The sequence below is a fragment of the Serratia proteamaculans genome (assembly GCF_008830365.1).
GTDB lineage: Bacteria > Pseudomonadota > Gammaproteobacteria > Enterobacterales > Enterobacteriaceae > Serratia > Serratia proteamaculans.
Window position 1 is genome coordinate 135971 of record NZ_WBKI01000006.1, and the last position, 25884, is coordinate 161854.

The 25884-nt window shown below is 54.8% G+C and carries 22 protein-coding genes; 12 read left to right on the forward strand and 10 right to left on the reverse strand.

The window, feature by feature from the left end; all coding sequences use genetic code 11:
* Positions 1 to 83: 83 nt before the first annotated feature.
* Positions 84 to 779, reverse strand: coding sequence for a pirin family protein (locus F8R23_RS19595; protein WP_112349146.1), 696 nt, complete (start codon positions 777 to 779; stop codon positions 84 to 86).
* A 388-nt stretch (positions 780 to 1167) separates the two neighbouring features.
* Here F8R23_RS19595 and F8R23_RS19600 point away from each other — a divergent pair, with 388 nt between their 5' ends.
* Together F8R23_RS19600 and F8R23_RS19605 are read left to right on the forward strand one after the other, a co-directional pair.
* Positions 1168 to 1686, forward strand: a complete 519-nt coding sequence (locus tag F8R23_RS19600) for a GNAT family N-acetyltransferase (protein ID WP_129936977.1) — start codon at positions 1168 to 1170, stop codon at positions 1684 to 1686.
* Entirely contained in the window at positions 1683 to 2861 is a 1179-nt protein-coding gene (locus F8R23_RS19605; protein ID WP_112349148.1) for a P1 family peptidase, read from the forward strand. Before F8R23_RS19600 ends, F8R23_RS19605 begins: the two co-directional genes overlap by 4 nt.
* Positions 2862 to 2925: 64 nt before the next feature.
* Here the strand turns inward: F8R23_RS19605 and iolE are convergent, their stop codons facing one another.
* The 4 genes from iolE to iolD all read right to left on the reverse strand — a co-directional run bounded on the left by iolE (position 2926) and on the right by iolD (position 7823).
* Positions 2926 to 3822, reverse strand: a complete 897-nt coding sequence (gene iolE, locus F8R23_RS19610) for a myo-inosose-2 dehydratase (RefSeq protein ID WP_112349149.1) — start codon at positions 3820 to 3822, stop codon at positions 2926 to 2928.
* A 58-nt stretch (positions 3823 to 3880) separates the two neighbouring features.
* Entirely contained in the window at positions 3881 to 4765 is an 885-nt protein-coding gene (locus F8R23_RS19615) for a sugar phosphate isomerase/epimerase family protein (RefSeq protein ID WP_151415914.1), read from the reverse strand.
* A 39-nt stretch (positions 4766 to 4804) separates the two neighbouring features.
* Positions 4805 to 5818, reverse strand: coding sequence for a bifunctional inositol 2-dehydrogenase/D-chiro-inositol 1-dehydrogenase (gene iolG, locus F8R23_RS19620; protein ID WP_151415915.1), 1014 nt, complete (start codon positions 5816 to 5818; stop codon positions 4805 to 4807).
* A 64-nt stretch (positions 5819 to 5882) separates the two neighbouring features.
* Entirely contained in the window at positions 5883 to 7823 is a 1941-nt protein-coding gene (gene iolD / locus F8R23_RS19625; protein ID WP_151415916.1) for a 3D-(3,5/4)-trihydroxycyclohexane-1,2-dione acylhydrolase (decyclizing), read from the reverse strand.
* 534 nt (positions 7824 to 8357) lie between these two features.
* Here iolD and F8R23_RS19630 point away from each other — a divergent pair.
* Positions 8358 to 10286 (forward strand): bifunctional 5-dehydro-2-deoxygluconokinase/5-dehydro-2-deoxyphosphogluconate aldolase, encoded by a 1929-nt coding sequence (locus F8R23_RS19630; RefSeq protein WP_129939109.1) that lies wholly within the window; start codon positions 8358 to 8360, stop codon positions 10284 to 10286.
* 197 nt (positions 10287 to 10483) lie between these two features.
* Positions 10484 to 11320: a MurR/RpiR family transcriptional regulator gene (locus F8R23_RS19635; protein WP_085119880.1), complete on the forward strand. Its 837-nt coding sequence runs from the start codon at positions 10484 to 10486 to the stop codon at positions 11318 to 11320.
* Between the two features lie 63 nt (positions 11321 to 11383).
* Here the strand turns inward: F8R23_RS19635 and iolB are convergent, their stop codons facing one another.
* Both iolB and F8R23_RS19645 read right to left on the reverse strand, forming a co-directional pair.
* Complete coding sequence (gene iolB / locus F8R23_RS19640) at positions 11384 to 12205, reverse strand: 5-deoxy-glucuronate isomerase (RefSeq protein ID WP_112349154.1); 822 nt, start codon at positions 12203 to 12205, stop codon at positions 11384 to 11386.
* Positions 12206 to 12291: 86 nt separating this feature from the next.
* Entirely contained in the window at positions 12292 to 13797 is a 1506-nt protein-coding gene (locus F8R23_RS19645) for a CoA-acylating methylmalonate-semialdehyde dehydrogenase (RefSeq protein WP_129936982.1), read from the reverse strand.
* Between the two features lie 567 nt (positions 13798 to 14364).
* Here F8R23_RS19645 and F8R23_RS19650 point away from each other — a divergent pair.
* Together F8R23_RS19650 and F8R23_RS19655 are read left to right on the forward strand one after the other, a co-directional pair.
* Complete coding sequence (locus tag F8R23_RS19650) at positions 14365 to 15792, forward strand: sugar porter family MFS transporter (protein ID WP_151415917.1); 1428 nt, start codon at positions 14365 to 14367, stop codon at positions 15790 to 15792.
* A gap of 45 nt (positions 15793 to 15837) precedes the next feature.
* Entirely contained in the window at positions 15838 to 16674 is an 837-nt protein-coding gene (locus tag F8R23_RS19655) for a TIM barrel protein (protein WP_129936984.1), read from the forward strand.
* A 45-nt stretch (positions 16675 to 16719) separates the two neighbouring features.
* On the opposite strand, the gene fetB is transcribed toward F8R23_RS19655, so the two are convergent.
* From fetB to F8R23_RS19670, 3 genes are all read right to left on the reverse strand, one after another.
* Entirely contained in the window at positions 16720 to 17493 is a 774-nt protein-coding gene (gene fetB / locus F8R23_RS19660; protein WP_129939110.1) for an iron efflux ABC transporter permease subunit FetB, read from the reverse strand.
* Entirely contained in the window at positions 17480 to 18157 is a 678-nt protein-coding gene (gene fetA, locus F8R23_RS19665; RefSeq protein ID WP_099063463.1) for an iron efflux ABC transporter ATP-binding subunit FetA, read from the reverse strand. Before fetA ends, fetB begins: the two co-directional genes overlap by 14 nt.
* A 183-nt stretch (positions 18158 to 18340) precedes the next feature.
* On the reverse strand, positions 18341 to 18622 hold the full coding sequence (locus F8R23_RS19670; protein ID WP_129936986.1) for a FaeA/PapI family transcriptional regulator: 282 nt from the start codon (positions 18620 to 18622) through the stop codon (positions 18341 to 18343).
* Between the two features lie 1168 nt (positions 18623 to 19790).
* On the opposite strand from F8R23_RS19670, the gene F8R23_RS19675 reads away from it, so the two are divergent.
* The 6 genes from F8R23_RS19675 (at position 19791) to F8R23_RS19700 (ending at position 25884) form a co-directional block, all read left to right on the forward strand.
* The gene (locus F8R23_RS19675; RefSeq protein ID WP_112349160.1) at positions 19791 to 20321 is read left to right on the forward strand and encodes a fimbrial protein; all 531 of its coding nucleotides are present in this window, start codon (positions 19791 to 19793) and stop codon (positions 20319 to 20321) included.
* Between the two features lie 88 nt (positions 20322 to 20409).
* Positions 20410 to 20961 (forward strand): fimbrial protein, encoded by a 552-nt coding sequence (locus F8R23_RS19680; protein ID WP_129936987.1) that lies wholly within the window; start codon positions 20410 to 20412, stop codon positions 20959 to 20961.
* Positions 20962 to 21059: 98 nt separating this feature from the next.
* Positions 21060 to 23561, forward strand: a complete 2502-nt coding sequence (locus F8R23_RS19685; protein WP_198642330.1) for a fimbria/pilus outer membrane usher protein — start codon at positions 21060 to 21062, stop codon at positions 23559 to 23561.
* 49 nt (positions 23562 to 23610) lie between these two features.
* On the forward strand, positions 23611 to 24336 hold the full coding sequence (locus F8R23_RS19690; protein ID WP_165367307.1) for a fimbrial biogenesis chaperone: 726 nt from the start codon (positions 23611 to 23613) through the stop codon (positions 24334 to 24336).
* Between the two features lie 11 nt (positions 24337 to 24347).
* Positions 24348 to 24962, forward strand: coding sequence for a fimbrial protein (locus F8R23_RS19695; RefSeq protein WP_129936988.1), 615 nt, complete (start codon positions 24348 to 24350; stop codon positions 24960 to 24962).
* Positions 24940 to 25884: a fimbrial protein gene (locus F8R23_RS19700; protein ID WP_129936989.1), complete on the forward strand. Its 945-nt coding sequence runs from the start codon at positions 24940 to 24942 to the stop codon at positions 25882 to 25884. Before F8R23_RS19695 ends, F8R23_RS19700 begins: the two co-directional genes overlap by 23 nt.

Sequence of the window (25884 nt, forward strand, 5' to 3'; positions counted from 1 at the left end):
AAACCGGGGCCGATATTGTTGGTTATGGAAGGGTACAACGTAAAAAGGGCTCACCCCGTGAGCCCTTGATATTTACCGCTTAATCAGACTGGCGGCAGATCGAACAGTAAGATTTCACTGTCTTCATCGGCTTTAATCGACAGTGCAGTTTCATCCCACACCGCGAAAGCATCGCTGGTACCGGCCTGCTGACCGTTGACCACCACCTTACCGCGTACCACCTGAACCCAAACGCGACGCCCGGCTTCAATCGGGCATTCCGCCTGCTCGTCTTTGCTCAACGCCCAACGGGACAATGTCATGTCCTGGAACACCTTCAGCGAACCATCACGTGCATCCGGCGACAGCACCAGTTGACGGCCCTGTGGCGCATCAAACATGCGTTGCTCATAGCGCGGCTCCAACCCAACCTGATCGGGAATGATCCAAATCTGGTACAGGTGCAAAGGACGATCGCTGTTGCCGTTGTACTCGGAGTGGCGCACCCCGGTGCCGGCACTCATGATCTGGAATTCACCGGCCTGGATCTGTTCTTTATTACCCATGCTGTCCTGATGTTCTACCGTGCCGCTCAGCACGTAGGTCAGGATTTCCATGTCTTTATGCGGATGGGTGCCGAACCCCTGCCCTGCATCGATCATATCTTCGTTGATCACCCGCAGCGCCGAAAAGCCCATAAAATCAGGGTCGTGATAGTTGGCAAATGAGAAGGTGTGCCAGCTATCCAGCCAACCATGATTGGCATGACCACGATCTTCTGCCTTACGTAAGTAAATCATATTCAACTCTCCTCAATGTTTTTTACAGTCTAGTCCTGACAGCAGAATATGAAAGCACAAAAAACTCTTCGCTCTGTTCAAAAAATTAGATGGAGTTTTGAAGCGATTAACAGTGGATTTGTTGAGGACTCGCAGGGGTGGAAAACAGGCAAAAAAAAAGCCAGCACCCGAGCTGGCTAAGTAATACTTGGAAGCAATGTGAGCAATGTCGTGCCTTCGCAGCGAGGGTACCAAAGGTTGATACTCTCCCCGGAACGCATCGCAATAATAATCATTATCATTCGCACCTGTAAAGCGTTTTTTTAACCAATACGTAATAATATTGACTCGATACATTAAACGGATAAATTCAGAGGTTATTCAACCGGTAAGCCAAAGGAGCAGCGCAATGAGCGAAATAGTGGTTCGTCACGTGGAAACGGCAGATGCCAAAGCCCTTCATCAGCTTTACTCTCAGCCAAAGGCTTACCGTGACACACTGCATCTTCCGCTACCTTCAGTCGAGTTGTGGCACAAGCGCCTAGCCAACCTCGAACCGGGTACCCATAACCTGGTGGCCTGTATCGACGGGCAGATCGTCGGCCAGTTGGGCCTGATGCTCAATCAGCGCGTGCGTCGTCGTCACGTGGCGAGCTTTGGCATTGGTGTCGACGATCGTCATCAGGGTAAAGGCGTCGGCAGCAGTCTGATGAAGGCGATGATCGACCTTTGTGATAATTGGGCGGCCATCGAACGCATCGAACTGACGGTGTTTACCGACAACCAGGCCGCCATTGCGCTATACCGCAAGTTCGGTTTTGAAATTGAAGGCACCAGCCGCGCCTACGCTATACGCGACGGCGAACTGGTCGACTCCCATCACATGGCGCGTTTTCGCAGCGAACAGCAGAAAAAACCTTCATTATGAGTGAAAACAATAGTGGAACCGGGGCGGATAACCGCCCCTTAACCGTCAGCCGCCGCACCTTTGTGCAAACGCTGGCCTGCGTAACGGGTGCTATCGGCATCCTTTCTCCCACCACCTTCCTGGGGGCCGCGATGCCAACTTCTCCTGCCGTACGTACCGGCACCCGTAACCTGATTACCGACGTGCCCGGCCTGCGGGTCGGTGTCGCCCAGGACAGCAGGGTGCGTACCGGCACCACGGTGATCTTGCCGGATCGCCCGGCGAACGCTGCAGTCGACGTGCGCGGCGGCGGCCCGGCAACCCGTGAAACCGATGCGCTGGGGGAAGATAACCTGGTGCAGACCATCGATGCGTTAGTGCTGAGCGGTGGCTCGGTGTATGGCCTGGCCGCAGCCGACGGCGTGGCTGCCTGGCTGGGGCAACAAGGCAAAGGCTATGCCCTGCGCCCGGCCCCAGGCGTGCCGGTTTCCCCGATAGTGCCCACCGCCTGCCTGTATGATCTTAGTAACGCGGGCGACAAAGACTGGCAGTTGAATCCACCTTATCGCCAACTGGGGATAGAAGCCGCGAGCAAGGCAGGCCATGATTTCCCACTCGGTACCGTGGGCGCAGGCTATGGCGCCATGACCGGCATGAGCAAGCTGAAAGGCGGACTGGGTTCGGCTTCGATCGTCGCGGCTAACGGCGCGACCGTCGGCGCTCTGGTGGCGGTCAACAGCCTGGGATCGGTGGTGGCTCCCGGCACTCGCGCCTTCTGGGCCACACCCTATGAAATCAACGGTGAGTTTGGTAACGGCGGCCCCGCAGCGCTGGCACAACTGCACGGACAGGGGGAAGACTGGATGCCGGAAGAGCCGACAGGCGGCAGAAAAAACACCACCCTGGCCTGCATCGCCACCGATTTGGCTTTGACCCGGGTAGAACTTAAACGCGTGGCGATCATGGCACAGGACGGCATGGCGCGTGCTATCCGCCCACTGCACAGCCCGTTCGACGGTGACGTGGTGTTTGCCCTATCCACCGGCCAACGTGAAGTCGAAGGCAGCCGAGAACTGGCGGTGCTGCAAATTGGCGCACTGGCGGCGGACACCCTGGCACGGGCGATCGCCCGTGGCGTTTACGCCGCAACCCCATGGCCCGGCGGGCAGGTCACCACCTGGAAAACCCTCGCCTGACACCCACCAAGAATAAAAAGGGGCGCATTGATTGCTCAAGCGCCCCTCCCAGACCTCTGCCGGATTAAATGCCGGCGGTCTCTTTGATATAGCGGCGTGCCTTCACCGCATACTCAAACGGGTTGGCCAACGCCGGATCCTGCTCAGCCTCCACCACCATCCAGCCTTTGTAACCGCGCTCATCCAGCAGTTTAAATACCGGCAGGAAGTCGATCACCCCGTCCCCTGGCACGGTGAAGGTGCCTTTCTTCACGCCATCGAGGAAGCTCAGTTTGTTGGCCTTCACTTCTGCTACCACTTCGTCACGCACATCCTTCAAATGCACATGGTTGATGCGCGGCAGGTATTTTTCCAGGATCGCCATCATCGCCTGTTGGCTGCCTTCGGAGTAGTAGGCATGGCCGGTATCAAACAGCAGGTAGACGTCGTCGTTCACCATGCTCATGTAGCGGTCAATCTCGGCGGTAGTCTGAATACCGGTGCCCATATGGTGGTGCAGGCAGACCTGCATCCCCTTACCCGCGGCAATTTTAGCCAGCTCATTGTAGCCCTCGGCCACCCGCTGCCACTCTTCATCAGTAAAATACGGCTTCTCTTCGAACACCCCTTTGCTGGTGCCCTGAATACTCTTGCTCTGCTCGGAACAGCCAATCACTTTGGCCCCCATCGCATGCAGGAAATTCATATGGTTAATAAATTCATCGATGGTTTTTTCTTTCAGGCCATCGGCGAAGAAGGTGCTGAACCAGGCGTTGCAGATCTGAATGCCGCGGATATCCAGCATCGGTTTCAGCACCACCGGATCGCGCGGGTACTTGCTGCCAACTTCACTGCCGGTGAACCCGGCCAGCGCCATTTCACTGACGCACTGTTGGAAAGTGTTCTCTTTGCCCAGGTCGGGCATGTCGTCATTGGTCCAGCCAATCGGGGCGATGGCCAGTTTTACGTTGTCTTTATTCATTGTCAGCCTCAATAGTCAGATCGGCCTGGCGGTGATTTTCACCCGCGCAGCCAGGAATTTATTTGCCCAACAGCTCTTTTTCGATCCGCTCGCGGGTCGCTACTGCCTGGGTTTTCATTCTTTCCGGATAACCAAACAGCGAGGTGCAGATAATCGACTCACCGCCGACCTTAAAGCTGCGATTGGCAAATTCCATATCGCGCAGGGTCTGGAACAGGATGTCGAAGTCCACTTCGCCTTCGCCGATGCCCATATGCTGGTGCACAGCGGCGTCGACACCCGGTGGGTTGACGATATAACGGCAGTGTTTGGTATGGTTCATGGTGTCGGCGATCAACACATGCGAGAGATCGTCACCGGCATATTTCAGCATACCGGCCACGTCACCCTGGCCTTTGTCGTAGTAAAAGGTGTGCGGCACGCTGTAGAGGTACTTAACGTGATCGCTGCGCAACGATTTGACGATATCGGCGGTTTCGTTACTCAGTTCGCAGAAATCCCAAGGATGAGACTGGATCTCCATGCGGATACCTTCGCGCTCGATAATCGGCAACAGCTCTTCCATGGAGCGATACCACAGCTCTTCACAGATCTCCGGCTCATTGGGGTTGCCCGCCAGTTCGGTGTTGATCACCTGCACCCCCATTTCCACCGCGATTTCGATCATCCGACGCCAGTTTTTGATTGCCGCCTGACGACGATCTTCTCCCGGGCCGGACCAGCGATACACCACGATAAATGAGGAGATCTCCACGCCGGTGGCCTTCAGCGCGTTTTTGTATTCCGCCATCACTTCACGCCCGGCTTTCGGGTGCTTGTAGAACGGATTGATCTGCGGATGCGGTGACTGCTCAATATATTGATAGCCCCAGTCCGCCACCTGTTGAACCATTTTGGTGATGCCCAGGTTCCTGATGACATCAACATCAAAAGCGATCTTCATGGTGATTCCTCTTTAAACATGAGTACGGCGTTCAGCACACTACTTGTTGTAGAACGCCGGACGCGGCGGCAGGGTCACCGGCACAATCTCACCGCTGAGCTGTGCAGCCACGCAGGCATCGGCAGTCACGGCGGCAGCGTAGCCGTCCCAGGCTGAAGGCCCGGTCAGCGCGCCTGCCAGCACGTCATTGATAAAGCCTTGCAGCTCAACGTCATAAGCATCGATAAAGCGGTCTTTCCAGTCGGTCAGAATTTCGGTCGAGAGTCGGGCACCGCTGCGCATCTGCACTGAGGAGGGCTCTGGCAGTTTGGCGATGCCGGTTTCACCCACTACTTCACACTGGATGTCATAGCCGTACTGGCAGTTAACGAAGATTTCGACATCGATACGCGTGCCCTTGGCGGTTTCGAACAGCACAATCTGCGGATCTTTCAGATTCGGGAATGCTTTGGGGCTTTTGCGTGGAAACACCACCTGCACCGAAACATAGTCGTCATCCAGCAGCCAGCGCAGCACGTCGATCTCGTGGATCAGGGTGTCAGTGATCGCCATATCTGTAGTGTAAGCTTCGCCAACGGTGGGGTTGCGGTGCGCACAGTGCAGCATCAACGGCTCACCGATTTGCCCGCTGGTCAGCACCTGCTTCAGCGCACGATAGCCCTGATCGTAAGGCCGCATAAAGCCTACCTGCACCAGGCGTTTGCCGTATTTGGCTTCAGCCTCAACGATGTTTTTACAGCCCTGTGCAGTGACCGCCAGCGGCTTCTCACAGAATACCGGCTTACCGGCGGCAATCGCTGCCAGCACAAATTCTTCATGGCTCGGGCCCCAGGAGGTGACCAGCACCGCCTGCACGTCCGCGGCCTTGACCAGATCGTGGCCGTTGTCATACACCTTGGCGTCTAGCTTCAGGTCGCTCACTACCTTGGCAGCGTTGTCACGGTTGATATCATTCACCGCCACGACGCGGCTGCCCTGCAACACTTTGCTGCAGCGACGAATGTGATCCCGACCGATTGCGCCGGTGCCAATAACCCCAATGTTCAGTGTCATTTTCGTTATCCTCTTCAAATAGTTGCGGCAGACGCAAGGTCTGAGTCATCAAGCAATGTGTTAATCAGTAGTCGCGAGCCTTGTCGATGTTCTCTTGCAGCTTGCGGGCTACGGCGACGATTTTTTCGCTGTCGGCAACCTGGGCACCGCCCACGCGCCACCAGCTGAGATATTTGTGCACCATGGTTTTTGGCAGCACTTTGATGTCCAGCAGGGTAGAAACACTTTGCAGACGCGCATCGGCCAGCGCCTCGATCAGCTGCTGTTCGGTGGTCACGCTGTAGGTTTTACAGCCGTAAGCCGCCGCCAGCATGGCGAAATTGACCGGTACGAGCTTGCCGTCGAGTTTACCGCCCTGCGGGTTGCGGAAGCGGAATTCGGTGGTGTAGCTGTCCATGCCGTGTTCCATCTGCAGGTTGTTGATGCAGCCGTTGGTCATGTTGTCGAACAGCACCACGTTGATTTTGCAGCCTTCCTGAATCGAGGTGACCAGTTCGGAGTGCAACATCATAAAGGCACCGTCACCGACCATCGCGTACACCTCGCGCTGCGGTTCGGCCAGCTTGACCCCCAGCGCGGCATTAACCTCGTAGCCCATGCAGGAGTAGCCATATTCCACGTGATAACCGTGCTCGCCATGGTTCTGCCACACGCGCTGTAAATCCCCCGGCAGGCTACCGGCGGCGGCCACGATCACGTTGTCCTGCGGCAGATGCTGATTCAGCAGTCCCAGCACCCGGCTTTGGGTCAGCAGCGAATCGGTCTTTTCGATAAATTCGGCAAACACGCTGTCTCGATCGAGATGGTCGTCGATTTCCGGCACAAAACCTTCGCCGGTGTATTCCACCGCATAAACGCGGGCAGTTTCCTGCTGTTGCGCATGACGAGCCTCGACAACGGCATCACCCCAACCGGCGCGGTAATCGGCCTGCGCCAACCTTGCCCCCAGGGCAGACAGTGCCTCGCGGGCATCGGCCAACACCTGCAGGCCGTCGAGCTTGCCGGCGTCAAAGGCGCTGACATTGACGTTGAGAAAATCGACGTCGGGATTCTGAAACAGCCATTTGGACGAGGTGGTGAAGTCGGTATAACGGGTGCCCACGCCAATCACCAGATCGGCCTGTCGGGCCAAGGTATTGGCGGCCAAACAGCCGGTTTCGCCAATGCCACCCAGGTTAAACGGGTGGCTGGACGGGACCGTGCCCTTGCCGGCCTGGGTTTCCACAAACGGGATCTGGAAGCGTTCGGCGAACTCGCGCAGCGCCTGACCGGCCTGTGAATATTTCACCCCGCCGCCGCACACCAGCAGCGGTTGACGCTTGGTGGTCAACAGCGCCAGCGCATCGGTCAGCATGCCTTCGGTCGCCGGGCGGCGATCCAGACGGTGCACGCGTTTCTGGAAAAAGTAGTCAGGGTAGTCATAGGCTTCGCCCTGCACGTCCTGCGGTAAACTCAGCGTCACCGCACCGGTTTCTGCCGGGTCAGTCAGCACGCGCATCGCGTTGATACAGGCGCTCATCAACTGTTCCGGTCTCACAATACGATCCCAGTACTTGCTCACTGCACGGAAAGCGTCGTTGGTGCTGATGCTGAGATCGTAAGACTGTTCAATCTGCTGCAACACCGGGTCCGGCTGGCGCGAGGCGTAAACATCACCCGGCAGCAGCAATAAAGGAATGCGGTTGGCGGTGGCGGTCGCGGCGGCGGTGATCATATTGGCGGCACCCGGGCCGACGGAAGAGGTGCAGGCGTAGATCTGCTGACGCAGTTTCTGCTTGGCAAAACCGGTCGCGGCGTGGGCCATACCCTGCTCATTACGCCCCTGATGCACAACCAGCTCACCGCTGTCCTGTTCCAGCGCCTGTCCCAGGCCAAGCACGTTGCCGTGGCCGAAAATAGCAAAGATGCCTTTAACGAATTTGGTTTCCACACCGTCGACCAGCAGATACTGGTTGTCGAGGAACCTGACGAGTGCCTGTGCCATGGTTAACCGGATCTTGCCCATTTGCTCACCCTTTTAGAGTAGTCACGCCCGTTCCGGCACCACCCGCATGCCGAACCTGAGAAGCTGTGTGATATCCGCCGTCTTTCAGCGCGCTGCGCTACTTAAGCCGACAACCTGAAACGTGAAGCGATTATAAACAAATATATTTTTCATAAAATCACATTACAGAAGAAACATTTCATTTTGCGATAAAGATCGCATATTGATGAAAACACCGTTTCATCCATGCCTTTAGAATTCACTGACTTAGCACCTCCTGCCCCCACCGATGTCCCGGCCCATCCGCAGCCTAACTCGCTGTAACCCTTGATACCGTCGGCCTGTGGCACCCGCTATGCCCTTGCCGTTTGCCGGTGTTTTACCTTCAGGCAGGACGCGGTTTTTAGTGCTTTTCGCTGGCGTATTGGCACTGTTTTAAATGCATCACATTTTTGGGGTGTAAATTTCATTCAATCTTGAAATTGAAATTTTTATTCCTCATACTCCAAAAATGCTTCGTAGTCGGGGTTTGGCTTAATACAGAAGGAAACGGGTATGGCTACACAAGAAAAACAGCTTGATGTCATTTGTCTCGGGCGTATTGCCGTCGATTTCTATGCACAACAGATCGGCGCACGCCTGGAAGATGCCAGCACATTCTCCAAATATCTCGGCGGCTCTTCCGGCAACGTGGCCTACGGCACCGCCATTCAGGGTCTGAAGTCCGGCATGCTGGCCCGCGTCGGCGACGAGCATATGGGCCGTTTCCTGCGCGAAGAACTGCAACGCGTCGGTGCAGACACCCAGAGCCTGATCACCGACCCCCAGCGCCTGACCGGCCTGGTGATCCTCGGCATCAAGGATCAGGAAACCTTCCCGCTGATTTTCTACCGTGAAAACTGCGCCGATATGGCGCTGACGCCGGACGATATCGATGAGTCCTACATCGCATCCTCGCGCGCACTGGCCATTACCGGTACCCACCTTTCACACCCGAACACCCGTGCGGCGGTATTGAAGGCGCTGGAATACGCCCGCCGCCACGGCCTTCGCACCGCACTGGATATCGACTACCGGCCGGTGCTGTGGGGGCTGACGTCGCTGGGTGACGGCGAAACCCGTTTTGTCGAGTCAGAAAAAGTGACCCGCGAACTGCAGGAAGTACTGCATCACTTTGATTTGATCGTCGGCACCGAAGAAGAGTTTCATATTGCCGGCGGCAGCACTGATACCCTGACCGCATTGAAAAACGTGCGTAAAGCGACCCAGGCTACGCTGGTTTGCAAACGCGGTGCACAAGGCTGTTCAGTATTCGAAGGCGAGATCGCCACTGACTGGCAGCAGGTAAAACTGCATTCCGGCGTGCGGGTTGAGGTGCTGAACGTGCTGGGCGCGGGCGATGCCTTTATGTCCGGCCTGCTGCGCGGTTACCTGAACGATGAAGGTTGGGATCAGGCCTGCCGCTATGCCAATGCCTGCGGAGCCTTAGTAGTTTCGCGCCATGGTTGTGCCCCGGCGATGCCCAGCAAACAAGAGCTGGATGACTATCTGCAACGCGAACAGCAAGTGAAACGCCCGGACCGCGATGAGCGGCTTAACCATCTGCACCGGGTCACCACCCGTAAACAGCAATGGCCGGAACTGTGCGTGTTCGCCTTCGATCACCGCAAACAGCTGGTGGACATGGCGCGAGAAGCCAATGTCAGCGAAGAACTTATCCCCAAACTGAAAACCCTGCTGCTGACGGCGGCGCAACAGGCCGCAGAAGCCGCCGGGCTACGGGGCAACAGCGGCATTCTGGCCGACACCACCTATGGTCAGGCCGCATTGAACGAGATCACCGGCCAGGGCTGGTGGATCGGTCGACCGGTCGAGCTGCCCGGCTCACGGCCGTTGCGGTTGGAGCATGGCAATATCGGTTCGCAACTGATCGACTGGCCGCAGGAACACGTAGTGAAATGCCTGGTGTTTTACCATCCGCATGACGCCGTCGAACTGCGCCGCGAGCAGGATGAACTGATTAGCGACGTGTATCGCGGCTGCTGTAAGTCCGGCCATGAACTGCTGCTGGAGGTGATCCTGCCGGAAAGTAACGCTGACAAGAATGAAAGCTACTACCTGGAGATGCTGCAGCACTTTTATCAGCTGGGCATTAAGCCGGACTGGTGGAAATTGCCGCCGTTGAGCGCCGAGCACTGGCAGCAGGTCGGCGCGTTGATCGACGCTAACGATCCGCACTGCCGCGGGGTATTGATCCTGGGGCTGGATTCGCCGGAAGAAACGCTGAAAGCCGGTTTTGCTGCGGCTGCGGATGCACGCTGGGTGAAAGGATTTGCCGTCGGCCGCACCATTTTTGGCCAGCCTTCACGCCGCTGGCTGCAGGGTGAGCTGGATGACGCCGCTTTAATCGAGCAGGTGAAACAAAAATACCTGACGCTGATTGGCTTCTGGCGTCAATACCGTCCGACGCCTCACCAGTATTAATTGCCGAACCCTCCCCTTAAACGGATTTTCGCCGCTTTAAGGGGATTTTTTTGCCTGTTTTCTGTGAAGTAACGCATCTTGCAATCGAATAAATCGCTTTTTGGTGAAATGAAATTTCCAATCCATCTGTTAGAATAACCTGTCAATTACTCAGGCGTCAGGCCGATACGCCTTAGCCCACACTGCGAGCCGAATGGATGAACAACCCAACTCAACTTTCGCTGTTACAGGACGAGATCCGTCACCGCTATGAAACGCTGAGCAAGCGTTTGAAACAGGTGGCGCGTTACATTTTGGATAACAGTAACAGCATTGCTTTCGATACCGTCGCCTCCATCGCCGCACAGGCCAGCGTCCCCCCCTCTACCCTGATCCGCTTCGCCAACGCCTTTGGCTTTAGCGGTTTCAACGAAATGAAACAGGTTTTTCGTCAGCACCTGATGGAAGAAACGGTCAACTACACCGAGCGGGCGCGTCTGTTTCGTCAGACCTCGACCGACGGTAACGTGGCACCGGAAAAGCCGGCGGAAATCCTCAACGTTTTCACCATGGTCAACTCCCAGGCACTGCAACAATTGGCAATGCAAACCAGCTCCGAGCAGTTGGACCGGGCGGTTGAGCTGCTGAATAACGCCGAGAATATCTACGTGATTGGTCTGCGCCGCTCTTTCAGCGTCGCGTCCTACCTCACCTATGCGTTGCGCCATCTGGAACGCCGGGCGTTCCTGATCGACGGACTGGGTGGCATGTTTACCGAACAGCTGAGCATGGTGAAACCGAATGATGTGGTGATCGCCATCAGCTATTCGCCGTATGCGCAGGAAGCACTGGAACTGGTTGAATTGGGTGCCAAGCGTGGTGCGCAGCAGATCGCCATTACCGACAGCCAGGTCAGCCCGCTGGCGGCCTTCAGCGACGTGTGCTTTGTGGTGCGTGAAGCGCAGGTGGATGGTTTCCGTTCCCAGGTCGCTTCAATGTGTCTGGCGCAAACCTTGGCGGTATCGCTGGCATTGAATAACGCCAAAGAAGAGTAACGAAGAATTACCCTCTCCCCTGGAGAGGGTAACGCTCATCTTAGCAACGTCGTAAATATGCAATTATTTAGCTGCGGGATAGCCGTCGGTATTAATCCAGGCGTGGTCTTTTTCCCAGGTAAACTTCCACAAGCGTACTGGCCCGGCCATCACGTTAAGATAGTAGCTGTCGTAACCGGCCAGCGTCGCCACCGGGTGGTAGCCACGCGGCACCTTGACCACGTCACGGTTATACACCGGCATGCACTCGTCCAGTGAGCGATCGTCGGTATACACCCGCTGCATGCAAAAACCCTGCTCCGGTTGGATCCGGTGATAATAAGTCTCTTCCAGATAGGTTTCATCCGGCGAGTCTTCCTGGTCGTGTTTGTGGCTGGGATACGAACTGGTATTCCCCTCATCCGTATACACCTCCACCACCAGCAGGCTGTCGGCCGGTTCACTGTCCGGCAGAATATTATGTACCAGACGTTGGTTACGCCCTTTGCCACGACGTTCGACGCCCACCTCTGCCGGAGTGATCAGGCGCGACGGCAAGTGCCCATGACCCGGTGCGCTGCAGACCGCCAACTCCAGTGTGGTTTCCGCCCGGACTTCAATTTTGTCATGATGCGGCACGTAAACCGCGTAAGGTGGTGTGCGCTCAAACGGGCTCATACGTTTGCCGATGCTCGGGTATTCCGCACGCAGAGTGGCGACGGAGGCAATACCGGCGACCAACACCAGACATAACTCTTTGTCGCCGCTTTCCAACTGCAGCGACTGACCGGCCTCAAGGTGATAGACATCAAATCCGACAAAGCGCCAGTCGGCATTCGCTGGGGTGACATGCTGGATTCGGCCCTGACCATCCGGCTGCTGACACTTGGCAAGTAATGAAGACATAGTATTCCTCCTGTAACCTGGCGATTCGGTAAAACGACAACGGCCGCTACCCCATTGGAATAACGGCCCCTGCTGCCTAAAGGGACTTAACCCAGCGTCGGCATGCTGTATTCCGACACCGTCTGCTGCCCGGTTGGCCAGCGGGCGGTGGCAGTTTTCATGCGGGTGTAGAAACGTACACCGTCGGTGCCATGGACGTTTAGCGCACCGAACACCGAGCGCTTCCAGCCGCCGAAGCTGTGGAATGCCATAGGAACCGGCACCGGCACGTTAACCCCCACCATACCGGCCTGCACTTCTTGCACGAACTGGCGTGCGTAATGGCCGTTGCTGGTAAAGATGGCGCTGCCGTTGCCAAACTCATGGCTGTTTACCGTGTCGATGGCGGTCTGGTAGTCCGGCACGCGGACAATGCCCAACACCGGTCCGAAGATCTCTTCACGATAGATACGCATATTTGGTTTGACGTGGTCAAACAGCGTGCCACCAACATAGTAACCGTCCGGGTAGCCCGACACCTGATAATTGCGGCCGTCAGCCACCAGCGTTGCACCTTCTTCCACGCCCAGATCGATATAACCCAATACTTTCTTCTGGTGTGCCGAGGAAACCAGCGGCCCCATTTCGTTTTCTTCGCCGCCCTGCTGAATGCCTGGGCCAACGCGCAGTTGGGCGATCAGCGGTTTCAGCCTGGCGATCAGTTTATCCGCTGTGTCGTCGCCGACCACCACTGCCACCGGCAGCGCCATACAGCGTTCACCGGCAGAGCCAAAGGCACCGCCCATCAGGGCATTTACCGTCGCGTCCAGATCGGCATCCGGCATGATGATGGCCTGATTCTTCGCCGCGCCGAAGGCCTGTACCCGCTTACCCTGGGCACTGGCCGTGGTATAGATATGTTCCGCCACGGCGGACGAACCGACAAAGCTCACCGCCTGAATATGCGGGTCGGTGCACAGCTGCGCGGCATCTTCGTTAGCGCAGTGCACCACGTTGAATACGCCGTCCGGCAGACCGGCTTCTTTCAGTAATTCTGCCATCCGTACCGACGCCGAAGGCACCAAGGCCGGTGGCTTAAGCACGAAGGTGTTACCGCAGGCCAGCGCGATAGGGAACATCCACATCGGCACCATCGCTGGGAAGTTGAACGGGGTGATACCAGCGACCACGCCCAGCGGCTGCATCAGCGAGAAGCTGTCAACGCCGCTGCCGACGTCCGCCGAATACTCGCCCTTGATCAAATGTGGAATGCCGCAGGCAAATTCGACCACTTCAATACCGCGGGTCAGTTCGCCCAGTGCATCGGAGTAAACCTTGCCGTGCTCACTGACGATAAGCGCCGCCAGCTCGTCGCGATGCTGTTCCAGCAGCGCCTTAAAATTGAACATGATGCGCGCCCGGCGCAGCGGTGTGGTGCGCGACCAGTCGGCAAAAGCCTGGTGAGCCACGTCAATGGCCTGCTTCACCTCGGCGGCGGTGCTCTGCGTGACGCGGCGTTCAACCTGCCCGGTGGCTGGGTTATGCACGTCGACGGTTTGATTGCTGCTGCTCAGGCACACCTGCCCACCAATAAAGTTACCCACGGTTTTCATGTCACACCCTCTTTTAAGTCCGCTGTCGCCTGACCGCCTGCGGCACTCTGCCGCACACGGTAGCGTTTTCATCACACCGCTTGCCGGAAACTGCCCACAAACAGGCTAAATCCTGACCGGATGAAGCAAACTCTATTTCATTGAAAAAAAAGTTTCAAATAAATTATTTTAGAAAATTTGTTTTTAGTGCGGGAGGTCGCAATTTTGCCATGCCCTTGTGCAAAGCCATTACATGTCGGGAAAAAAGCCGCTCTGTCGATCATCCGCCAACCGACGGGAATTAACCCTGACTTTTATACAGAAATAGTCAGCCCATCGGGTATGACGACAAAGCCTGACACCAAGGGATGGCCTGGTAACGCGAGTGGGGCATTTGCGGTTTTTTTTGAACTGGATCTAAAAATCAATATTTCATTATTCACTAATTATGAAATAAATGTTCTTGTTTAGCCCAGATTCTTTCGAATATCACCGCCTTGATGACAGGCACGGTTCACACCCTTCCGCCTCCCTCTTCTCTACAACCTACTGCGCGGGTGGAAGCCAGGATAAAAATCGGAGCAATACATGTCACATCAGCGTAAGCATAATACCGGGTACATACTGCGAATTTGCGGCATTGCGGCACTCGGCGGCATTCTGTTCGGTTACGACACCGCCGTGATCTCCGGCGCCATCGATGCCCTGAAAACCTATTTCGACCTTAGCCCGGCTGAAACCGGCTGGGCGGTTTCCAACGTGGTGATCGGCTGTGTGGTCGGTGCTTTTGGTGCCGGGCCATTGGCTGCGCGTTACGGCCGCAAGAAGGCTCTGATGCTGGCAGCGGTGCTGTTCACCATCTCGGCGGTGGGTGCAGCCCTGGCCGCCACCTTCACCTGGTTTGTGATTTACCGCATTATCGGCGGTCTGGCCGTAGGCATCGCCGCCACCGTCTCCCCCATGTACATGTCGGAAGTCTCGCCAAAAGACATGCGTGGTCGGGCGCTCAGCATGCAGCAGTTCGCCATCGTGTTCGGCCAAATCGTGATTTTCTACGTTAACTTCAAAATCGCCAGCATCGCCAGCGAAGCCTGGCTGGTGGAGATGGGGTGGCGCTGGATGATAGGGTCGGAAGTGATCCCCTGCATGCTGTTCCTGATACTGGTGTTTATCATTCCGGAATCACCGCGCTGGAGCGTGATGGTCGGCCGTGACGATCAGGCTTTGGCGATGCTGACCAAAGTCTCCAACGCCGCCCATGCGCAAAGCGTGTTGCAGGAAATCAAAGACTCATTGCAGCAGGACCAGCAACAAAGCCGGCAGAAGCTGAATTTCGGCGACGTGCGGGTGCGCTTTATTCTGTTTGTCGGCTGCATGATCGCCATGCTGCAACAGGTCACCGGCGTCAACGTGATGATGTACTACGCACCAATGGTGCTGAAAACCGTCACCGAAAACGCCCAGGAAGCGCTATTCCAGACCATTTGGATTGGCGTGTTGCAGTTGGTCGGTTCGGTGATTGGCGCCATGCTGATGGATCGCATAGGCCGCATTCCACTGATGCGTTACGGTACCCTCGGTGCCATCGCCGGGTTGCTGATCACCTCTTATGCCCTCTACACCCAGGCCACCGGCTACTTTGCCCTGTTCGGTATGCTGTTCTTTATGGTGTTTTATGCCCTGTCCTGGGGCGTCGGCGCCTGGGTACTGGTGTCAGAAATCTTCCCTAATCGCATGCGGGCGCAGGGCATGAGCATCGCCGTCGGCTGCATGTGGCTGGCCAACTTTGTTGTTTCGCAAAGCTTCCCGATGATCAACGACAACCTTTATCTGTTCTCCAGCTTCCACGGCGCGTTCCCAATGTGGGTCTTCGCTGCCTGTTGCCTGTTTAGCTACTGGTTTATCAGCCGCTACATTCCTGAAACCAAAGGCGTCTCGCTGGAAAAAATGGAAGACGTGGTGATGGCCAAACGCTATCGCCAACCGCAACCCGAAACACAAAGAACGCCGCTGTAAGCCGGCAAAACTCAGGCTTCTCACATTATTCAGGAGTAATGCATCATGACCATTGCGCCAGACCGTTTTTGTATCAACCGCAAGATCGCGCCAAATCTGGATTTGGAGCCGTTTTTCAGCCTGGTGAAAAGGTGCGGGCTCAGCAAAGTTGAGCTGCGCAATGACATGCCGAGTGGCAAGGTGACCGATAACCTGAGCAACGATCAATTAAATGCGTTGGCGGCAAAATACGGTATCGAAATCATCACCATTAACGCCCTCGGCAGGTTTAACCTGCTGGACGATCAGGCCGGGTTGCTGAAGAACGCCGAGGCGCTGTTGTCGCAGGCTCAGGCGATCCATAGCCAGGCATTGGTGCTGTGCCCGCACTGTAGCGCGGGCGATCGGCGCAGTGAGGAGCAGAAAAAAACCGACACGCTGGCAGCCCTGAAGCTGCTGGCGCCGCTGTTCAAGCAATACGGCGTGCAGGGTTACGTCGAACCGCTGGGGTTCGGCATCAGTTCACTGCGGTCATCCTTGCTGACGCAGTCACTGATCCGCGATTCAGGTGCGCCGTACAAAATCGTGCTGGATACCTTCCACCATTATTTAAGTGGGGTGGCACAGCCTGAGTTTGATGCGCAGATTCAGATCGAGGGTATTGGCCTGGTACACCTTTCCGGGGTGGAAGATGCACGAGACAAAAGTGCATTAAGCGACGAAGAACGCATCATGCTGAGTGACCGGGATCGGCTGGAGAGTAAAAAACAGGTGCAGAACCTGGAGCGCCTGGGCTACACCGGCATTTACGCCTTCGAGCCGTTCTCTTCGCAGTTGGATGGCTGGACAGAGGCGGATATCGAACGTGAAATCCGCCAGAGTATCGCTTTGCTGCAAGGGTAATCGACAGTAAAACGGCCTCTTCCGAGGCCGTTTAGTTTTACCGCGCTATTTCAGCGTGCTCACCACCAGTTGGTGGCGGGCGTTGTAAAACTTACGGTAGGCCAGGTAGCAGGCGATAATGGTCGACAGGCTGGCGGTGGAAAGCAGCATAAAAGTCACCATAATCTGGTACTTAATCGCCTTCACCGGATCAATACCGGCGAAGATCAGGCCGGACATCATGCCAGGCAGGCTAACCAGCCCAACGGTTTTGGCCGAATCCACCGTCGGAATTAACGAGGCGCGGATGCTGTCGCGGATCAGCACCGCTGAGGCAAACTTCGGTGAGGCCCCCAGGCTGAGCATCTCCTGAATTTTCTGCTGATCGCTTTTGAAACGCTGCCCCAGATTGTTGTAACACAACCCGACCGCCACCATCGCATTGCCGGCCACCATGCCAGAAATCGGGATCACCTGCATCGGGGTAAACTCTATCGAGCCGGTCAACACCAGCACCATCAGCGTTAAAACCGCACCGGTGGTGATAGCAATAAACGAAGTCATAAACGCATGACTGATATATTTGCTGCGCTTTTGTGCGTTGTAAGCCGCGTTAAAGCAGATAAACAGCACCATCAACACCGTCAGAATGGCGTTGTTCACATCAAAAATATATTTCAGCACGTAGCCGACAATAATCAGCTGCACCACCGCCCGGCAAATACTCCAGATAATGTCTTTTTCCAGCGCCAGCTTTTCTTTATGGCTGATTAAAATGGCGATAATCACCAACACCATCGACAGGGCCAGGGATTCATTGCTGATATTATGCTGGTTCATCGGTTTTCTCCTGTGCCCGGGCACCCTGCGCACTCAAGGTAATTACATCATCCGCATGTTTGATTTCATCTTTATCATGCGTAACCCACAACACCGCCACGCCATGCTGCGCTACCAGCTGATGAATAATCTCGTTCACGTTACGCTTGTTATCTTCATCCAACGCGCTGGTGATCTCATCCAATAACAGCACCTTGGGCATAAACTGCAGATTACGGATCAACGAAATACGCTGCTTCTCCCCGCCCGATAATTCGTTAACGCTTTTTTTCAGCATATTTCCCGGCAACCCGAAACGCACCAGATCGGCCTGCATTTTTTTCTCGTCCGGTTTTTGCTTACGGATCTGGTAAGGCAGCGCAATATTGTCATACACACTGTCGCCAAACAGCGAGGGCGTTTGAAAACAGTAAGATACCTGTTGGCGATACTCTTCCGGCGCTATATCGGTGATGGCCTTGCCGGCAAAGATAATTTTTCCACGGGTCGGATCGATCAGCGAGGAAACGATTTTAAGCAGGGTACTTTTTCCACAGCCGGACGGCCCGGTAATCAGTTTAAACTCCCCTGAATTCAGGCTGAAAGATACTGAATCCAGAATAACCTGCTCATCTATTTGATAATGAATATCATCCAATAAAAGTATTTCTTTGCTTTCCTTCATTTAAGCCCGCATCCCTCATGAACATATTTGCACTCAGGCCGCCAGTATAGAGCTTAAAAAAATGCGCTGGCAATGGTTGGTCATGCATCGTAACAATGGCGTCGGGCTGAGGAGCATTTCGCCCCACCAGCCCTGTATTGATTCACTGTGAAAGGTAGTCAAAAACACAAAACAGGAAAGGAATTACCATTTTTTGGGTGATGCACAAATATACCAGCGTAACGAATTATTGATGCTGCGGTGGGTACAACTCACTTTCCCCTCTTTTTCCAGTGCCAATAACAACGTACGCGTGGTGTAAATGTTCTCACCGCATTTGTCTGCCAACTCCCTGGTTTTAGGCCAGTGTTCCGGAGCTGGCGGATGGTGCCCACCCGCCCCCGCCGCACGTTCCATACACAGTTTTCGTAACACGTTTAGCATATGTGACTTCCTGATTTCATATGTTATCGGCGCCTTGGCCATCGCGTTCTCCTTGAGTTACTTTTGCCTGCTCCTGTCCTGCGGCAGCACGTCGGCCACCCGCAGGGTGTAAATCATGGTGGCTCCCGGTGGAATGGCCGGGGGGCTTTCATCGACATTACTGCGAATGTCGGCATATCCGGGGCGTTGGACAACGGCCCGTTAAAATAAGACCCAACGACTCTGGTAGCCTGGTGGATTAATATTCTTAAACGAGTTAACGCGTTGCTGACAAAACGCGATGCGTTACTCTTCAGCTTTTTCCTTAGGATTATTCTGTGAAAGTTTTTTCACAGCTACGTTACCCGTGCTATTTTTCCAGCGCAGTTGGAAAACAGTAAGCAGATCATTATCAACGCGACCGTAGCGACTGCATAACGGCGAGTGAATCATTAATTCTGGTAATCATTCCGTTTATCATCCTTTAATTATCGCTTAGGTCATTATTATGTTTCGTGGCCCTTTTTTGATCTGCAAGACCACGATTAATCCTACCCAGCCAAATAACAAAAAATCGCAACAACGGCGGATTTTGGTAATAATCACGCCCCATCGATATTGTTATGATTTTGTTAATTTAAAAAAGGAAATCCTCGTCGTCATAATGAATAAATGCCGTATTCCAAGCCAAAAACATCGGCATTCTAACCTTTCAAAACAACGAGTTAACTTTTAACTTATGATTAACAGACAGAATTCATCATCTGCTGCTTGAGGGCGATATTATCAAAACAATATTGTTAATTGTAGTGTGATGGACAACTCTGCCGATCTAATATCTCGCATATTGCTATTTATGCAGTCATTTATTCTGCATAATATTTGTATACGATCTATTGATTTTCAATAATATATATTTCTTTTTCCTTTTGGTTTTATATTCTGTATTTGACTTAAATTAATAAAAGGTATTTCCAAGCACACCTATTATTTGCAAGAATAATCCCAGCAAAACGCTATGGCGATTTACCTGTTTTTATTTTACAGATTTTGCCTATACGACTTCCCAAGCCTTTCGTTATTTACCCATAAATAACGGGTGGTGGCGTATTGCCCAGAGCAAAAGGATCTGGCTCCAACTACCACGTCGGCGACATGAGGTTGCTGGCGTTGTGGGGGATTTAGATGTGCTGTTCTTTTTATTTAAATACTCTCTACAGGAAATTGAGAAATGAAACTGAATAAATTAATGCTGGCAACCATGATTGCTTTCGCTTCTGCATCTGTTGCTCACGCCGCATCTAACCAGGGCAGCGGTAAAGTTACTTTTACCGGTGAAATTATTGATGCGCCATGCAGCGTAGCACCGGGTTCTGTTGAGCAAACCGTGCCAATGGGTCAAATCAGCAGCCGTCTGTTGGCCAAAGAGGGTAAATCCAGCTCTGAGCCATTCAGCATTGAACTGAAGGATTGTTCTGTATCGACCATGAATAACGTCAAAGTGACCTTCACCGGTACACCGGACTCAGATAACAACAAATTGCTGGCTCTGAGCGGCACCGCTACCGGCGCTGGCATCATGATCTACGACAACCTGCACTCCAAAGACGTTGAACTGGGCACCGCGACCGATGGTCAGGACCTGACCGAAGGCAATAACTCTCTGAAATTTGCCGCTTACCTGCAAGGTAGCAGCGCTTCTGGCGCAGTGGTTCCAGGCGAGTTCACCAGCGTTGCAAACTTCACTCTGGCTTACCTGTAATCCCTGGCTGGGGATACCTCTGCGGTATCCCCTATTTGCCTGCACGGACATTGGGTTACGGGACCAACGGCAACAGGGAGACGCCGGCATGACCAACCAGATTTGGGCTGTATTGCTGATTGCGCTCAGCGTTTACAGCGCAGAGGCGACGGCAAAAAATCAGGGCCACGGCACGCTCAACCTGGGTGGCGAGATCGTCGAAACCCCCTGTGGGATTGCCAGTGAAAGCCTGGATCAAACCGTTGATTTCGGGCTGATATCCATGACCGATGCCGCGTTGGACGGACAGCCGGTTCTGATCGGCAGCCGCCGCAACTTTGAGATCAAGCTGGTGAATTGCGAACTGGCAAGCCAGGTCAAACCCGACTTTATCTACCGCGCAGCCACCCTCACCTTCGACGGTACGGCCGACAGCCGGGATCCCGCTTTATTGGCCGTTTATGGCGAAGCGCAAGGCGTGGCTATTGAGCTGCTGACCGCCGACGGCATCCCGATACCGCTGGGTAGCACCACGGCGGATTACCAAATTGTCGCCGGCAACAATACGCTGCGCTTTGGCGCTCAGCTACGTATTCATCCTGACAGGGCACGAGCCGGCGGATTCAGTTCATTGGCGAAATTCACCCTGTCTTATCTGTAACGCCTCGTTAGGCGGGTACCGCCATCAGGTACTGAATGACATCACGTATTACGTTTTCAGGTCGTACAGGATGACCTGCTATTGGGCGCGGATTTGCCATGAGTGATTATGCTATGACGTCATTACTGACACGGAAAAAAATACCCCTCACCGTCATTCTATCTTTCCTCTGGGTGCATCCGGCTTTTTCCGCCACGGAATTTAATACCGACGTATTAGATATTGCCGATCGCAGCAAAGTAGATTTATCGCGTTTTTCCGATGCCGATTACGTCATGCCCGGTACCTATTTGCTGGATATCAAGATCAACCAAAAAACCCTGCCGCAGCGCAGCATCCAGTATTATCCGTCACCGGACCAAAACAACCGTTCCCGCGTCTGTCTGCCGCCGGATCTGGTTGAAAAAATGGCGTTGAAAGAAGAAGTCGTCAAAAAAATCACCCGGTGGCACGACAACAGCTGTGCCGATATCAGCGGCATTAAAGGGGCCACGATTTCCGACCGCATCGGCAGCGGCGTGTTGGCGATTACCATCCCGCAGGCCTGGATGAAATATTCCGATCCGGACTGGACCCCACCCGAGCAATGGGACGACGGCATTCCCGGCCTGTTGCTGGACTACAGCATCAGCGGCCAGATCGGCAAACAGAGCCACAATCACAATACTGCACAAAACCTCAGCAGCTACGGGACCATGGGCGCTAACCTCAGCGCCTGGCGCCTGCGTGCCGATTATCAGGCCAACTACAACCAGCAGGCCGGTGAGCGTGACAGTAATTTCGACTGGAACCGCATCTACGCCTATCGCGCGCTGCCAATGCAGGCCGCCAAGCTGACTCTCGGCGAAATCTATCTTGATTCGGGGATATTCGACTCCTACCGCTTTACCGGCCTCAACCTGGCCAGCGACGAACGTATGCTGCCACCAAACCTGCAGGGTTATGCGCCGGAAGTCCGCGGCATCGCCAAAAGCAACGCCAAGATCACCGTGTCGCAGGAAGGCCGTACGCTGTATGAAACCACCGTGCCCGCCGGGCCGTTTGCCATCCAGGATCTCAACAGTTCGGTACGCGGCCGGCTGGATGTGAAGGTGGAAGAACAAGACGGCAGCGTTTCAACCTTCCAGGTAGATACCGCCACCATTCCTTACCTGACGCGCCCCGGCTATGTTCGCTACAACGTCGCCGTAGGTAAGCCCTCGGCTTACGATCACCGCACACAAGGGCCGATGTTCTCCACCGGCGATTTCTCCTGGGGGTTAACCAGCGCCTGGTCACTGTACGGCGGCGCACTGCTCAGCGGCGATTACAACGCCTGGGCGCTCGGCCTGGGCCGCGATCTGAACGTGTTTGGTGCCATGTCGGTTGACGTGACGCAATCCATCGCTCGTCTGCCCGATGAACCCACCGCCAGCGGCCTTTCATTCAAGGTTAACTACGCCAAACGCTTTGATGAGATGAACAGCCAGATCACCTTTGCCGGCTACCGTTTCTCACAGCGCAAGTTCATGAACATGTCGCAGTACCTGCAAGAACGCTACAGCGACTACGACGAACGCTACGACGGCCGCCAGAAAGAGCTGTACACCATCACCGCCAGCAAAACCTTTATGGCAGAAGACAACGCCAAAGCGATCACCGCTTACCTGACCTATTCGCACCAAACCTACTGGGATGCCAGGGCACAGGATCGTTACGGGGTGTCCGCCAGTAAATTATTCAACGTCGGCAATGTCAGCAACATCACCGCATCGCTGTCGGCCTATCGCACCACCTATCACGGTCGTACCGATGACAGCACGATGGTGAATTTCAGCGTACCTATTGGCGATCGTCGGCAACTGGGCTATTCGCTGCAAACCAGCAACAGCGACGTAACGCAGACCGCGTCTTATAACGACTACAGCGATCCGAACAACACCTGGCAGCTCAGCGGCGGCTTTAATCAGTCCGGCAAATCACTGACCAGCGGCTACTACAGCCATAACGCCTCGTTTGGCACACTCAATGCCAGTGCTTCTTACCAACAGGACAGCTATTCGTCGATCGGCGGTACCTTCCGCAGCGGCATTACCGCTACCCGACATGGCGTAGCCGCACACCAAAACTCCAGCAACGGCGGCAGCCGGATGATGCTGGATACCGACGGTATCGCCGGGGTACCGATCAACAACGGTCGCGCCTACAGCAACCGCTTCGGTCTGGCGGTGATCTCCGACATCACCAGCTACTACAACACCGACACCCGCATCGACGTCAATACCCTGGCTGACGACGTGGAGGCCACCCGGGCCGTAGTTCAGGGCACGTTGACTGAAGGTGCCATCGGCTACCGTCACTTTGAGGTGGTGAAAGGCAGCAAGCTGCTGGCCACCATCAAACTGGCTGACGGCAGTGAACCGCCGTTTGGTGCCATGGTGCTGAGCGAACGTGGCCGTGAAGTGGCCGTAGTGAATGACGGTGGCTCGGTCTACCTGACCGGCGTGCAGCCGCAAGAGCAGCTGGACGTCGCCTGGGAAGGCCAGCGCCAGTGCCGCATTGTCATACCGAATGCCGCCAAACCGCTGGACCAGCTATTGCTACCCTGCGCCAAACTGTAATCCGTAACACAGAGAATTAATGATGATGAACAACTTCCCGTTAGTAAAAATGGCCGCGCTGGGCCTGGTATTGACCACTGCAGCCCCTGTTGCCAATGCGGCGATATCGCTGGATCGCACCCGTGCCGTCTACCTCAGCGACGCGAAATCGATCAGTCTGAATATCGTCAACGAAAACAAGGAACTGCCTTTCCTTGCGCAGTCCTGGCTGGAAAACGAGCAGCACCAGAAGATCACCTCGCCGTTGGTGGTGTTGCCGCCATTGCAAAGGGTTGAAGCCAATGAACGCAGCGTGGTGCGCATCACCAAGACGCCGGAGGCTGACCGCTTGCCGCAGGATCGCGAATCGGTGTTCTATTTCAATCTGCGAGAGATCCCGCCGAAAAGCAGCAAAACCAATGTGATGCAGTTGGCGCTGCAAACCCAGATCAAACTGTTTTATCGGCCGAAGGCCATTGTCGCGCCGAAAGGCGAAGTGTGGCAGGAGAAACTGGTGTTCCGCAAAAACGACGGCGGCTTCACCATTGAGAACCCTACGCCGTTTTACATCACCCTGACCGGCATGACCCGTCAGACCGAGAAACAAGGCGGCGGCGCACTCGGTGACTTTAAAGCGGTGATGCTGAAACCGAAGTCCAACGAATCCGTCAAGCTGCGCGACAACGGGCTCAACAGCTTTGTCGTCAGCTATATCAATGACTACGGCGGCCACCCGGAGCTGCGCTTCGTCTGCAATGGCAGCGTCTGTAATGTCGTGCCCGATGCGAAAAAATAAGGAGATAGCACATGGCTGAATTCACCGGCGGCCGTCTGCGGCCACTGTTGCTCGGCGCGTTGCTGCTCACCGGCAGCGCCGCAGCGGCGACACCACTGGGCGTGATCCAAGGCACCACCGGCACCGTCAGTTTTCATGGTGGCCTGCTCAGTTCCCCCTGCAGTCTGACGCCGGACAGCCAGGATCAGGCGATTGATTTGGGTGATGTCAACGCAAGTAATTTCCAAAATGCCGGCGATCAAAGCGCGCCGGTGCGTTTTCGTCTCTCATTTCGCAACTGCCTGCTGGGAGCCAAAGCATTGGCAGATAACCCGGCAGGCCCCCGCAATGGCGACGCAGGACAGCTTTATTTGAAGGGCGAACAGGCCGTTACTCTGGTGTTTCTCGGCGACAGCGATGTCAACAACCCGGATCTGCTGAAACTTAACGGCGGCGTACAGGGCATCGGCCTGCGGCTCAAGGATCAGCAAGGCCGTGCACTGTCGCTCAACCAACAGAGTCGGCCTTACATTCTGCAGCCCGGCAGCAATACGCTGTGGTTCAGCGCTCAAATCGAATCCACACAGAAATATCCTCTGGCAAATCAATTCAACGGAGTGGTGCATGTTCAATTGGTCTATTTATAAACGCCTGCTGCTGTTGAGCAGTCTGACGATGCCATTCAGCGTACAAGCTCTGGAATGTCATCTGGATAGCGCCAATGGCATTACAGAAGAAACCGAAGATATCGGTCAGTTAAAGATCCCGGCGACCCTACCGATCGGCGAACGGCTTTGGACCTCGCAGCCGATGAGCCGCAACGTAGTCTGCTGGGGCTACCCCAACGTGCCGCAAGGGGAATGGGTTTATTTCTATCCGAACCCGGATAAAAAAATGTTCGCCCCGGGCATTTCCATGGGCGTCATTTATAACGGCACTGACCTGGGTCTGATCACCACCGCTACTCAAACAGATATGTTCCGCAAACCCAATCAAAAGGAACTGGGCCACGTCAACTATCAAGTCTATCTGCAAAAAACCGGAGACATCACGCAGGGGGGGGCCAGCCAGATTTCGATCTTTCAACTGGACGGGGTCAAGGGCCTCAATAATAAGCCGGGGAAAAATTACCGGTTTACCCTGACCGGTCTGGACAAGATCCAGGTGATCCAGTGTTCCGCATCGGTAGAGCTCACCACACCCGAAGGTGTCAACTTTGGTGATGTCCCGAGCTGGAAACCCAATGCCGGCACGGTAGCAAGTAAAGATTTTACCGTATTGATCCGTAAAAATGGCTGCAGCGACAAGTTCTCACTGAACGCTAACTTTATGGTGAAAAGCGGTTCGTTAGTCGATGCCACTGGTCTGGATATGGATAACGGCTCGGCATTGCGCATTTACGACAACACCAACCCCAAATGGATAAAATATAACCAATTCGACAGTTTTGCCGATATGACTAACCGCGATCAGGTGCAGAAATCTTATACCGCATCGTTGCAGGCAACCGCCGAAGGAAAGGAGGGCGATTTTCAAAAAACCCTTATTTTGTTGATTAACTACATTTAA